Origin of the sequence: Eisenibacter elegans DSM 3317 (genome assembly GCF_000430505.1) — a bacterium.
GTDB classification, from domain to species: Bacteria; Bacteroidota; Bacteroidia; order Cytophagales; family Microscillaceae; genus Eisenibacter; species Eisenibacter elegans.
On sequence record NZ_KE387152.1, the window covers coordinates 407,875 to 420,587 of the forward strand.

Genomic DNA, 12,713 nt, shown 5'->3' on the forward strand with positions numbered 1-12,713 from the left:
CTACAAATTCAGTTCCTTCGCAACACGCAGCAGGTCTATGGTACGGTTGAGGTTAAACTTACGCAAGATACTGCTGCGGTGGTTATCTACCGTACGGGGGCTTACCTCCAATATTCGGGCAATATCCTTGGTAGAGTGACCCTCCACAATATATTTCATAATCTCCAGTTCGCGGGTGGTGAGGTGTACATTATGGCTGTTGATAGCAGCCTTGTAGTTGAGCATCATATCTGTGGCTGCTTGCGAGAAATACCGGTGGCCTTTGAAGATGCGCTCCAAGCCCGAAATGAGTTCATCTACGCCACCATCTTTTTGAAAATATCCATCCACCCCGGCTTCTACGGCTTTATTGACATAAAAACCCTCGTTGTGCATCGTCAGAATGGCTGTTTTGATGTGTGAATAGTGCGCCTTGAGCTGTACGGCCAAATCAACCCCGTTGGTATTGTCGGGGAGGTTGATATCAAAAATCACCAAATCAATCGGCAGATTTTGCTTGACGACTTGCTCTAGCTCTTCCCAGGCCGTAAAAGGCCCATCGGCCACCAAGGTGATATTATTTTTGGCAAACTGCTCACGCAGCGCATCTCGTATCAGGCGGTGATCTTCGAGCCAAATGATGCGGTATGGAGGGGCGGTAGTGTGTGTCATAGTGTCTTGGGTTTGGGAGGTATGTGCCACATAAATCCTCAATGTTGGCTTTGGCCAAGCAGTACAGCGTTTACCGGCAGATTACAAAAAATGTTTGTGGTTTTGCATACCCAATCAAAATTGGGAAATATATCCGCAAATCTTGTGAGCCTTGGTATAAAAAACACTGTAGGTGTGATGACTAAGCACTTGTGGGGTAAATTTATTTTTAGAAGGTGTTGATAAAAGTTTTGAGTAAAGCTTTTGTGCCAATTTATGGGTGATCAATACGAATTCCGTGTGTATCTCAAGATTTACTTGATTTGAGGGCTCACCAGATTTGATTTTCTAGACACCTCAAAGATTTTCAGCATAAACACTTCCCAAACTAGTTTTGATTGGGTTTGAGCAACAAAGCGAGTAACAAGACTTATTTGTTGCGAATCAATTGCGTCGATAGTTTTCGTATATCTGTACACAGATGAAGGTACCCTTGCCGGGATGACTATCAATAAAAATTTCAGCATCAATGGCCTTGGCGCGGTCGCTCATACTCTTCAGTCCTAGGCCTTTGGGGTTTTTCTGAAACAGGGTAGTGTCAAAACCCTTGCCGTCATCTTCGATAGTTAGTTCGAGATAGGTATCGTGTTCGATGAGTTGTACGAAGATATTTTTGGCTTGAGAATGTTTGAGCGCATTATTTACAGCTTCTTGCGCAATACGATAAAAAGCCAATTCAATTTCGGGCTCAAAGCGTTCTCCTTTATTTTTACAATGAATTTGGGTTTGCAGCTTGACGGGAGTTGTCTGTTGGAGCTCTATGGGCATTTGTTGGAGGGCATAGTGTAGGCCATAATCTGACAATACCGCTGGCATCAAGTTTTTGGAGATGTAGCGTACTTCCTTGATGGTTTCATTGAGGGTATTTTGCAGCTTCCCCATTACCTGCATTACTTCTGTGGGAAGGGTTTGTTGGAATGGCTGTAGCTCGCTCATTTGTAGGCGCATCAGGGAGAGCATCTGCCCCACACTGTCGTGCAATTCTTTGGCCACACGGGCACGTTCTTTCTCCTCCCCAATGATGAGTGCATTGGCTCGGGTTCGGGCATTGCGGATGGTATCCACGATTTTTTGGTTGGCAGCTAGCCGTTGCGATTCTTCTTGTTCTTTTTGGCTTTGAATATTTTTGATAAAATAGACCTTGCCGATGCTGCTTCCATCTTTTTGAATGCTATTGCCTGTGATTTCATACCAAATGGGTTGATTGTTGGTCAGCGTAATTTGGCAAGTATAGGTATAGTGTCCCTTCTGATGAACCAAGTTCTCAAAAGTCAGCCACTGGCTACGCTCTGGAGAGCTGTTCCCAATGGGCGGAACCTTCATCCCTTGCGAAGGCTTGATACCTAGAGCCTGCTCTACAAAATACTCATATTCACGATTGAAGAGCGTCAGGCGGCGATTATTATTGATTACACAAATAGCCTCTGTGATGCTGTTAAAAACTGACTGTAGGCGCAGTTCTTCGCGGCGCAGGAGATTTTCAGAAGATTTTTGTAGGCTGATATCTCTCAAAAAAAACACCACATACTGCGGTTTCCCACTTTTGAGATGCTCTTCGATGGTATGTGTTTTGACCTCACGCAATACTGAGCGGCCATTCATCATCTGGATCAACATCTCCTTAGGCCCTTTCTTGCGGTGGATAACCTCTGCCAAAAAGCGTTTCCAGCGCTTGCGCTCAGTACGATGTAGGTAGCGCGGGAGGTACATCCCGATACGTGGCGGCTCACCCATCAGGTTTTCGAAGAGCTTGGCAAAAGTGGCGTTATGAGAGACAAGCTTGACCTTAGAGTCAATCGAAAAAATAGCCTCAGAGGTATGGTCAAGCAGGGCCTGTAGTTGGGCCTCAGTTTGGCGCAACATATACTCCTGCTCGGCGTGTTTGGCTTGAAACTTAATTAAAAAAACGACACTATTAGTGCCATCTTCTTGAGGCCAGAGCAAGGTCTCTACCTCATAGTAGCGGTTGCGTTGCCCCAAGACTGGCTGTCGGAATACACCTCTATGGTAGCTCTGCCCCGACTGCTCTAGCTCGACGAGTTGTTGCTTGAATAGCCTGCTCTCACTTGGCGGAAAGCGCGAGAGCACTTCTTGGCCTACTGGTGGCAGTGTACCTAACATAGCCGTCAGGTAGCGCCGACCGTTGTCATTATAAAACTGCAAGCCGTGATGGCAATCTAACACAATCGCCGCCGTACGCATTTGGTTGAAGATATGTTGATACCACTGTTGGTCTTCTACTTGTGTTACTCCTAGCTGCAAGAGCCAGTGTTGCGCATCTAGCCGGCTCCAAGTGAAAGCACGCACATTGCCTCCAATCCAACATTTTTGCCCAAAATCCCCACAGTCTTCAGCACTTAGTAGCTCCGAAACCCCCTTGCTGTCAGCTGGTTGTAGATATTCCCAAAGTGTCTGTCCTGCTTTCAGCCCTAGCTGTATTATCGCCGCCTGATTGGCAGCCGTAACCATAAGGCTTGGTTGTACAATCAGCTGAGGCAAGTTGGCGCGGTCAAACACCTCGTGATAATTGAGCGGTATGGTAGCGTTTTTCATAAGACTGTTTGGTACTATAGGGCAATATACATACAAGCCCGTTTTTACGCAAATAGGTATCAAAACTGTCGTGAAAAATACGCCCCTAAAGCCGGAGTGTTTCAGGATGCGTACCTCCTGTTAAAAAACGTTAATCTGCCCCCTGACTTGAAACTAAAAAGCCCCCTTGTTCCGTTTTGCAATTGACTAACACAGACTTTTAAAAACTATACAATTATTGACTACTATGCGCAATTTATCATCTCAATGGGTCCCTTTGGTCGTAGTGGCACTTCTGGCCAGTACCTTGACCTTGGCAGCCAACTATTGGCTCGACAGTCGTCAGGCGGCTGTTGTTTTTTGGGAAGCTCCTGCCAAAGAAGTTGACACCAAGCTTGTCAATAGCAAAGGTGGTGCAACAATGGGCGAAGACTTTAGAGAGGCTGCCGCTCAGACCACCCGCTCCGTGGTACACATCAAGGCCACACAAGTGCGGACTGCCCGCCAACAACAACGTGATTGGAATCCCTTCGAAGAGTTTTTTGGGGAAGATTTTTTCCGGTTTCGCCAAGGCCCCGGCAATAACCGCCCCTCCCAATCTTCGGGCTCGGGAGTAATCGTAAGCAAAGACGGCTATATCGTTACCAATAACCACGTTGTGGCAGATGCCGCAGAGATAGAAGTGGTGTTGAACAATAAGCAGAGCTACACGGCTCGCGTGGTCGGTACAGATCCCTCCACAGACTTGGCCGTCATCAAGATAGAGGCCGCTGATCTGCCCGCAATCTTGATGGGCAACTCTGATGTGGTAGAAGTAGGAGAGTGGGTATTGGCTGTAGGCAACCCCTTCAACCTAGAATCTACCGTAACAGCAGGTATTGTAAGCGCCAAAGGCCGCAACCTGAACCTCCTCCGTGACCAAGCCCCAATAGAATCATTTATTCAAACAGACGCAGCAGTCAACCCCGGCAATAGCGGTGGCGCGTTGGTCAACACCCGTGGGGAGCTGATAGGCATCAACACAGCCATTGCGACACCGACAGGCACCTTTGCGGGCTACTCTTTTGCCGTGCCCGTCAACTTAGTCAAAAAGGTGCTCAAAGACCTCATTGAGTTTGGCGAAGTACAACGCGCCTACCTAGGGGTCTATATCCGAGAGGTAGACGCAGCCCTGACACGAGAGAAGAACATAGACATCAACCAAGGAGTGTATGTAGACAGCCTCGTAACCAATGGATCGGCCGCCGCCGCCGGTATCCGCAAAGGTGATGTGATTACGGCAGTAGGCGACAAAGAAGTACGTACTGTGCCTGAGTTGATGGAAGCCGTGGCTAGGTATCGCCCCGGTGAAAAAACCAATATCAAAGTACGCCGCAACAAACAGGAACAGACCATCTCTGTAACCTTCAAAAACCGTAGCGGAGGAGAGGAAATTGTCCGAAAAGAAACCGCCAAACCCCTACAAAGTCTTGGTGCTGATTTTGAGGAACTAGACGCTGCCCAAAAGCAAAAAATGCGCCTTAGCCACGGGGTTCGTGTACGTAAACTATACGAAGGCAAACTTCGCCGAGATACCAATATTCAAGAAGGCTTTGTCATCACAGAGATTGGCGGCAAACCTATCCGCAATATTGCTGAATTAGAGCAAGTGTTGAGCCGTACCAAAGGGGGTATTCTGATAGAAGGCTACTACCCCGATCAGCCCACCAAGTATTACTATGGTATCGGCCTAGAATAATCTTTAGGATCCTTCATCCCTTCCCGATACATCGGGCAATCAGTTATACCGCCGGAAATCCCTCCGGCGGTTTTTTTGCTAAATTTTCAGCGCGGCGCTCAAAACAGCTGATTTTTGTGCTGATACTAAGCAAAAGGCCTAGGCCTGATGTTCAGCCCACGATTGTAATCGTGGGAGGGCTACGGTGAGCATTTTTAACGACTTAGTAGCCCAAAAGCAGTGTTTTGGTGTCGATGAAGAGAATTTTAGACAAGCTCTTAAAACTTAATTGCCCCAATGGCCTGTATCGTCTCGCTCATACCATTAAAATATCCACCAACACTGTGGGAGAAGTCTCATTTTACCCCCCAAAATGAGGCCTTAGCTTGTCTCGGGGCTGAGGCTTCGAGCTACTTTGCCAGAAATGTCCGGCGGTGTGTGGTCATTTACCGCAAGCACCAAGTAGGATTGAAATACGTTAGGAGCACAAGCTCAGCCAAATTTTGTAGCTTTGTAACTTATTGTCAAAGTTATGAGCTATTGTGCTTATGTCAAAAGCCTCACTGAGGCTGACAACCTTCACAAAATCTACCACGACCAACACTATGGCTTCCCTATTCGAGAAGACGATGGTGCGCTTTTTGGGAGGCTTTTGCTCGAAATCAACCAAGCGGGATTGAGTTGGGAGTTGATGTTGCGCAAAGAAGCGCACTTTAGGCAGGCATACGCACAGTTTTCGGTGGCCAAGGTTGCTGCGTTTGATGCAGCGGATGAGGCAAGGCTTTTGGCCGACGCGGGGATTGTTCGCAACCGCCTCAAAGTAGCTGCTGCTATTTACAACGCCAAGGTAATCTTACAATTACAACAAAGCCACGGCTCGTTTGAGCAGTGGATATTGGCACACCACCCCCTCCCTAAAGAGCAGTGGGTGAAACTATTCAAGCAGCATTTTAAGTTTATGGGAGGCGAGATTGTGGGCGAATTTCTGATGAGTATCGGTATTTTGCCCGGTGCCCATCAACCAAATTGCCCCGTGTATGCCCAAGTATTGGCTGCTAAACCGGCTTGGGCCGAGCACACATAATAAAGCCCCTTTTTTTGTCAACAATAAAAATCAGCCTTAAACGAACAATGCCTGCTATACCCATCCTTTTTCGTTTTTGCCCGCTAAACGCGGTATATGTGTTGGCCTTGATATGTTTGGGTATGGTTAACGCCTACAGCCAAGCAGACTCAAGCAAGAAGTTACACAGCCACTTACACATAGATCTCGAAGATCCGCTGAAGGCGCTGAAAGGCAAACGGGCACTGATTTATGGCTTAGACAACCGTCAGACCCTCATCAGAGGGCAGGCCTCTACCATCTGGGGAGGCTACACAGGGGTCAGTTTTAGCAACAAACTACGCCTCAAAGCCGGAGTCAGTGTGGTATGGCTAGACCAAAACCTCGATACCGAAGAAGAGGGTATGAGACAACAAAGCACCCGATGGCTATTGACTACCTTGGGAGAAGAGTTTGATTTTCTCATCATCGGGCGGTTTCGGCTGACAGCCTACGGGCAGATGGGCCTAGGGTTTGATTTTCTCAGAAACCAAACTGCGCAAAACCCCGAGGCGGGCTTCGAACAAAATCCACTCATCACTCTGGAGTTGGGCAGCCATGCTAACTATTACGTCTGGCCTTGGGCAGCCCTAAAGGTGGGCGGAGGTTGGAGAGGTGCTGCTCCTAGGGCACAGCGCCACCTAGGCGGACTATACCTCAAGTTGGCCGTAGGGTTAGACACTACTTTTGTGTTGCGTAAGCTACACTTGGCTAAGCCCAAAGAAGAATGATAACAAAATTTACTTTATTACAGGACTAAGAGGGTTTATTTTATGGACAATCAACGGGTTTTAATACACATACTGCCCAAACCAATACCCTCAATACCATCACACATCACTGCTTATGCGCCATTTTCAGCCCACTTATGCTCCGCCTTCGCCTCAAGTCTTGCGGGTTGGCAATCACCTCCTCGACCTCAGCCGCCCCCTAGTGATGGGGATTCTCAATGTAACCCCTGATTCTTTTTTTGATGGAGGGCGCTACACCCAAACCGATGCGCTCTTGACTCAGGCTCAGCAAATGATAACTCAAGGTGCTGCCTTACTCGATATAGGTGCGTACTCCTCGCGCCCTCAAGCCGACAATATCAGCCCTGCCGAAGAGCTCAAACGTCTACTTCCCGCCATCGAAGCACTCCGAGCTACCTACCCGGAGGTACTCCTCTCGGTCGATACCTTTAGGGCTTCGGTAGCTGAGGAAGCCCTCAAAGCCGGAGCAGCCATTATCAATGACATCAGCGGCGGGCAAGCCGACGAACAAATGTATGCCGTGTTGGCCCGTTATCAAGTGCCTTATGTCTTGATGCATATGCGCGGCACTCCCCAAACAATGCAACAACTTACCCAGTATGAGCATCTACTACCCGAATTAGTAGCCTATTTCCAAAAAAAAATAGCTATCTTGCAGCACAAAGGTGTTTCCGAAATCATCGTTGACCCGGGTTTTGGCTTTGCAAAAACTATTCCCCAAAATTTTGCTTTGTTGAAACATTTGGCCACCTTGCATATACTCGAAAAGCCGCTTTTGGTAGGTATCTCCCGTAAGTCTATGATTTACAAAACCCTTGGCCACCCTGATGCAAGCACTGCCCTCAATGGCACTACCGCGCTACATAGCTTGGCCTTGCTTGGCGGGGCACACATTTTGCGCGTGCATGACGTACAAGCCGCGAAAGAAGTCGTTACACTGATGGAAAGCTTTTGGGAGGCAAGTTAAAATTAGGGTATCACCGATTTGAAAAGAACCACTGCGAATGACAATCATCAACTTTAGTATAGGATTCTTGGAGGTCTCGTGGGCAGATATACTTGATATTCTGCTGGTGGGGTTGCTTATATATAAAATTTATAAGTGGTCGAAAGGAAGCGTAGCTTCCAAAATCTTGATTGGCATTTTGGCGATATATGGTATCTACCTAGGGGTGGATGCGCTCGGAATGGAGCTATTGAGCAGCATTTTTGGGCAGTTTATCAATGTTGGTGGGATTGCAGCGCTTATTTTATTCCAACAAGAAATCCGCAAATTTTTACTTTTTGTAGGCAAGATTGAGTTTTTTAGACGCAACCAGTTTTTCAGAACAGTATTCAAAGGTACTTTTTTACAGGCCAGCCCTATTGATATTCAGGCGATTGTAGAGGCTATGCACGAAATGGCCACACACCACCACAACGGAAAGTTTGAGCCTATGGGCGCGCTGATGGTCATTGCACGCAGCTCTGACCTGAGCCACTATGTAGAGTCTGGTGATATGCTCGATGCCAATATCAACAAGCGCTTGCTGCTCTCTATCTTCAACAAGCTCAGCCCCCTACACGATGGAGCCGTCATCATCGACAAGAATGGGCGTTTGGTAGCGGCGCGTTGTATCTTGCCAGTATCCGAAAACCCTGAGATTCCCGCACAGATGGGGCTGCGACATCGGGCGGCTATCGGCGTTGCAGAGGTAACCGATGCCTTGGTTTTGGTAGTTTCGGAAGAACGCGGGAGTATGTCTTTGGTCAAAAATGGACAAATCCAGACCAATCTCACCGCAGAGCAGCTCTATCAAAAGCTTAACTTTGCCCTCAACGAAGAGCAACGCGACCAAACCGACCCCACTGCCACAGCCAGCACAGTAGCGCCTGAAGATAAGGTAACCGCCCCTGCCACCAGCCCCAAAGAGTAATTTTTTGTAAAAATATATGCTATGATTGCCTCGCCCTGCTGCTTGATATTATTGGGAATGCCGGCCTCGGGCAAGAGCACCTTGGGGCAAAGATTGGCACAAAAGCAAGGCTGGCATTTTGTGGATTTAGACCACGCCATCGCCACACACTATGGTGCAAGCATAGGCCAAATATTTGCACAAGAAGGAGAACAGGAATTCAGAAAGTTGGAAGCCCAAACGCTCAGAAACTTGCGCTTTGGCGACAATACCGTGCTGTCGGTAGGTGGGGGAACACCTTGCTTCCATCAAAATATCGCGTATCTCAACACCTTGGGTTACACAGTATTTGTAGATACGCCGCTGCCAGTGATTGTGGAGCGCACCTTGGCTGCCCCCGACGAGCGCCCTTTGTATCAAGGGCTTTCTGTAGATGCAGTAACACAAAAAGTAGACGCTTTGTATCAAGCAAGGCTACCGTATTATCTCCAAGCCCGATACCGCTACGTACCATAGGGGGTGTCCTTATCGATACGCTTGAACCAACCCTTGGATAACGCCAAACGAGAAGCCTCTACCCGATTGCTCACACCAAGCTTGCGGTAAATATTACTGACGTGCTTTTGTACTGTGCTGACGGCAATGTGGATATCGGCGGCCATTTCTTTGGCGCTCTGACCCGTAATCAGGCGCTGAAGCACCTCTTTCTCGCGCTCTGTCAATGGAATTTCTGACTCAGTTGCGTGGTTGCGCACCAAGTGCTCGCGGAGATACTTAAAAGTCGTACTCGTGATTTTGGGAGAGGTGTAGGAGTGTCCATCGGCCAAAGCCTGAATAATTTGTGGCAGCTCGTGTACCTGGATGTTATTTTTGAGGATATAACCGTTGGCTCCGGCATAGATACTGTCCAGAATATATTGTGCGCTCTCGTGTACACTCAAAATCGCCACCACAATGTCGCTGTGAAGCTTGAGTAATTGTTTAGTGGTATCAACACCATTCAACTCAGGCATCTCCAAATCCATCAAAACTACTTGGGGTTTCAGGGGAAGGGTGGGTAGCGCCTGCAAAAAAGCCTTACCGTCGGGGCTAGTCAATACCACGTCGAGTTGTTTGTACCCGGAGAGGGTTTTTTCTAAATATTCTCGGAAAGGTTGATGATCTTCTACGATGGCAACAGTCGTTTTTCTGTCGTCAGTAACTCTCATATATCAGCGTTGGGGTAAAATATCTTATGCTTGCAATTCAAACACAAACCGACAATCAAAAGTACAAAAAGCCCTCACAGGCATAAATACCTAAAAATATGTATTTTGACCTAAACTATGTTCCTACTTACATCCCTGCCTTGCGGCTGGACGGTCGTAAATGAATAGCAAGGGACATACAATCAGGTACTTAGTGCGAGCCTGTCTCGTACTTTGTACATTATTTAATAAGGAGGTTTGGTAGCAAGCCTTACGGCATTTCAGTACAAATTCTACCTGTGAAACAGTGAACTTACACCTAATGCGGCCGTGGCTTGTGAGGTTTGGCCAATCAGTGAGGGATGTTTCGAAGAAGGTGTTGAGGAGCCTCTGTAGTGAAGCCTTAGGAGTATGGCTAGGTAATATATAATGAAATGTGTGGTAGAATAAGCCTGCTTATCCAAAATAGGCACATATTCATTACTTCGTTATAAACGCAAACATAATACTTTGGGCTGGGAAAGCAGGTGGTTTTTAGAGGAATAGGCACTTTTGGACGATAAAAACAATGTTTGAACAGATAAAAGCAACCAGATGGTATTATCTCGGCTATTATTATGAGCCTATATTGCGCATCTGGTAAGAGTTTGCTAATTTTATAAAAATACGTCTCTCTTCTGCTTTGAAGTATGCACAAAAAACCTCAATTTTGCCCTTCAAATAATAGCCTCGTGAAGCACGACCCGTCTGTATGAAAAAACTACCCACTGTCTCCGAAGTATACGAAAACTGGTTTTTAGATTATGCCTCTTATGTAATATTGGAGCGCGCGGTCCCGGCCATCGAAGATGGACTAAAACCGGTACAACGCCGCATTTTGCACGCGATGTACAGTATGGAGGATGGGCGCTACCACAAGGTGGCCAATATTATCGGGCAAGCCATGCAATACCACCCCCACGGAGATGCCTCCATAGGGGAGGCCTTGGTCAACCTAGGGCAAAAAAACCTACTTATTGATACACAAGGCAACTGGGGCGACATCAACACCGGCGATAGCGCTGCCGCACCACGCTATATTGAGGCGCGGCTCTCGAAGTTTGCGCTCGACGTAACCTTCAATCCCAAAACTACACGCTGGCAGCAGTCGTATGATGGGCGCAAGAAAGAGCCTATAACCCTTCCCGTAAAATTTCCCCTGCTGCTGGCTCAAGGGGTAGAGGGGATTGCAGTGGGGTTGTCGACCAAGATTATGCCCCACAACTTCTGTGAGCTGATAGAGGCATGCATCGAGGTGCTCAAAGGCAAACCTACCAATATCTTACCTGATTTTCCTACCGGAGGCATCGTTGATTGTACGCAATACAATGGCGGTAGCCGAGGCAGCCGCATCAAAGTACGCGCCCGCATCGAAGAGCTGGACAAAAAGACCCTCGTTGTAAGAGATTTGCCCTTCGGAACAACTACTACCAGCCTCATCGACTCCGTCCTGAAGGCCAATGACGCTGGTAAAATAAAGATTAAAAACATTACAGACAATACTGCACAGGATGTCGAAATACTAATACAGCTCACCCCCGGCAGCGACCCCGAAGTAACCAAACAAGCACTCTATGCCTTTACCTCCTGTGAGATCAGTATTTCGCCCAATGCCTGTGTGATTGTGGATGATAAGCCTATGTTTATGGATGTCAACGATATCCTCAAGGCCAATGTAGACCATACTACCGCCCTCTTGGAACAAGAGCTGCGTATCCAAAAAGGAGAACTACAAGAGAAAATACTCTATGGTTCACTAGAAAAAATATTTATCGAAAATCGCATCTATCGCGATATCGAAGAAGCTGAAACTTGGGAACAGGTTTTGCAGATTATTGACAAAGGACTGACCCCTTACAAGGCGCAGTTTTATCGCGAAATTACCCAAGAGGACATCGTCCGCCTGACCGAAATCAAAATCAAACGCATCTCTAAGTTTGATACCTTCAAGGCCGATGAGCAAATGCGTGCCCACCAAGAAACCCTGACGCAAGTAGAAGATGACCTCCAAAACATTGTCCGCTATGCAACAAAGTACTTCAAAGAGCTGCTCAAAAAATATGGTAAAGGACGCGAACGCAAAACCAAACTGGATACGTTCGACAAAATCGACGCAACCGAGGTCATCATCAACAACCAAAAGCTGTATGTAAACCGTAAGGACGGCTTCATTGGCTATGGCCTCAAAAAAGACGAATTTGTCAGTGAGTGCTCCGACCTAGACGAAATCTTGGCTTTCCGTCGCGATGGCAACTATGTCGTCAAAAAAATCAATGAGAAGGTCTTTATGGGGCGCGAAATCATCTACACCGCTGTTTTTAACAAAGAAACACAGGGCTATTTTTATAATCTGATTTACAAAGACGGCAAAACAGGGCAGACCTTCGCCAAACGTTTCCAAATCAACACCGCCATCAGGGAGCGCGACTATGATATGACCCGCCGCAACCCCAACTCCGAAGTGCTCTACCTCAGCGTCAGCCCCGACAATAAGGGCGAAATTGTGTTGGTAGAGCTAGTTACAGGCTTTACCAAGCAAGACAAGGTGTTTGAGGTCAATTTTGATGTTATCGAAATTGGCTCCAAAACCAGCATCGGCAAGCGCATTACCAAATATCCTATCCGTGGGATAGAGCTTAGCCCCAAAAGCCTCCTCTCAATGAAGGGCAAAAAAGTATGGAGCCCTTGGAAACAAGAGGATGATGCGCTTTTTGGAGATGAGGACGAATAGCCTCTGCTGCCCATCACTAACCCGAAGTCCTCGAGAGTGCACCGATGCCTCTTGAAGGCTTTGTTGTT

General features: G+C 47.4%; 10 protein-coding genes. 7 read left to right on the forward strand and 3 right to left on the reverse strand.

The features are described from left to right. Together G499_RS0112000 and G499_RS0112005 are read right to left on the reverse strand one after the other, a co-directional pair. Positions 1 to 651, reverse strand: a complete 651-nt coding sequence (locus G499_RS0112000; RefSeq protein ID WP_027000148.1) for a response regulator transcription factor — start codon at positions 649 to 651, stop codon at positions 1 to 3. A 423-nt stretch (positions 652 to 1,074) separates the two neighbouring features. Beyond that, positions 1,075 to 3,243, reverse strand: a complete 2,169-nt coding sequence (locus G499_RS0112005; protein WP_027000149.1) for a histidine kinase — start codon at positions 3,241 to 3,243, stop codon at positions 1,075 to 1,077. A 226-nt stretch (positions 3,244 to 3,469) separates the two neighbouring features. Here G499_RS0112005 and G499_RS0112010 point away from each other — a divergent pair, with 226 nt between their 5' ends. The 6 genes from G499_RS0112010 to G499_RS19810 all read left to right on the forward strand — a co-directional run bounded on the left by G499_RS0112010 (position 3,470) and on the right by G499_RS19810 (position 9,204). Further along, positions 3,470 to 4,960 (forward strand): Do family serine endopeptidase, encoded by a 1,491-nt coding sequence (locus G499_RS0112010; RefSeq protein WP_035727340.1) that lies wholly within the window; start codon positions 3,470 to 3,472, stop codon positions 4,958 to 4,960. Between the two features lie 511 nt (positions 4,961 to 5,471). Next, positions 5,472 to 6,023, forward strand: a complete 552-nt coding sequence (locus G499_RS0112015; protein WP_027000151.1) for a DNA-3-methyladenine glycosylase I — start codon at positions 5,472 to 5,474, stop codon at positions 6,021 to 6,023. Between the two features lie 47 nt (positions 6,024 to 6,070). Further along, a complete protein-coding gene (locus G499_RS0112020) occupies positions 6,071 to 6,772 on the forward strand; it encodes a hypothetical protein (protein WP_027000152.1) in 702 nt (233 codons plus the stop codon). A gap of 115 nt (positions 6,773 to 6,887) precedes the next feature. Beyond that, the gene (folP, locus tag G499_RS0112025; protein ID WP_051296205.1) at positions 6,888 to 7,760 is read left to right on the forward strand and encodes a dihydropteroate synthase; all 873 of its coding nucleotides are present in this window, start codon (positions 6,888 to 6,890) and stop codon (positions 7,758 to 7,760) included. A 37-nt stretch (positions 7,761 to 7,797) separates the two neighbouring features. Continuing rightward, on the forward strand, positions 7,798 to 8,709 hold the full coding sequence (gene cdaA / locus G499_RS0112030; RefSeq protein ID WP_027000154.1) for a diadenylate cyclase CdaA: 912 nt from the start codon (positions 7,798 to 7,800) through the stop codon (positions 8,707 to 8,709). 21 nt (positions 8,710 to 8,730) lie between these two features. Next, the gene (locus G499_RS19810) at positions 8,731 to 9,204 is read left to right on the forward strand and encodes a shikimate kinase (protein WP_051296206.1); all 474 of its coding nucleotides are present in this window, start codon (positions 8,731 to 8,733) and stop codon (positions 9,202 to 9,204) included. Here G499_RS19810 and G499_RS0112040 read toward each other — a convergent pair. Continuing rightward, the gene (locus G499_RS0112040) at positions 9,192 to 9,896 is read right to left on the reverse strand and encodes a response regulator transcription factor (RefSeq protein WP_027000155.1); all 705 of its coding nucleotides are present in this window, start codon (positions 9,894 to 9,896) and stop codon (positions 9,192 to 9,194) included. The genes G499_RS19810 and G499_RS0112040 overlap by 13 nt on opposite strands. Before the next feature lie 730 nt (positions 9,897 to 10,626). Between G499_RS0112040 and G499_RS19815 the strand changes: the two genes are divergently transcribed. Continuing rightward, positions 10,627 to 12,645 carry a DNA gyrase/topoisomerase IV subunit A gene (locus G499_RS19815; RefSeq protein ID WP_051296207.1) on the forward strand — a complete coding sequence of 673 codons (2,019 nt, stop codon included), beginning with the start codon at positions 10,627 to 10,629 and terminating at the stop codon, positions 12,643 to 12,645. Positions 12,646 to 12,713: the final 68 nt, after the last annotated feature.

Excerpts from the sequence above, each read along its gene's own strand:
- G499_RS0112000 (WP_027000148.1), bottom strand. The coding sequence starts at position 651 with ATGACACACACTACCGCCCCTCCATACCGCATCATTTGGCTCGAAGAT.
- G499_RS0112005 (WP_027000149.1), bottom strand. The coding sequence starts at position 3,243 with ATGAAAAACGCTACCATACCGCTCAATTATCACGAGGTGTTTGACCGC.
- G499_RS0112010 (WP_035727340.1), top strand. The coding sequence starts at position 3,470 with ATGCGCAATTTATCATCTCAATGGGTCCCTTTGGTCGTAGTGGCACTT.
- G499_RS0112015 (WP_027000151.1), top strand. The coding sequence starts at position 5,472 with ATGAGCTATTGTGCTTATGTCAAAAGCCTCACTGAGGCTGACAACCTT.
- G499_RS0112020 (WP_027000152.1), top strand. The coding sequence starts at position 6,071 with ATGCCTGCTATACCCATCCTTTTTCGTTTTTGCCCGCTAAACGCGGTA.
- folP (WP_051296205.1), top strand. The coding sequence starts at position 6,888 with ATGCGCCATTTTCAGCCCACTTATGCTCCGCCTTCGCCTCAAGTCTTG.
- cdaA (WP_027000154.1), top strand. The coding sequence starts at position 7,798 with ATGACAATCATCAACTTTAGTATAGGATTCTTGGAGGTCTCGTGGGCA.
- G499_RS19810 (WP_051296206.1), top strand. The coding sequence starts at position 8,731 with ATGATTGCCTCGCCCTGCTGCTTGATATTATTGGGAATGCCGGCCTCG.
- G499_RS0112040 (WP_027000155.1), bottom strand. The coding sequence starts at position 9,896 with ATGAGAGTTACTGACGACAGAAAAACGACTGTTGCCATCGTAGAAGAT.
- G499_RS19815 (WP_051296207.1), top strand. The coding sequence starts at position 10,627 with ATGAAAAAACTACCCACTGTCTCCGAAGTATACGAAAACTGGTTTTTA.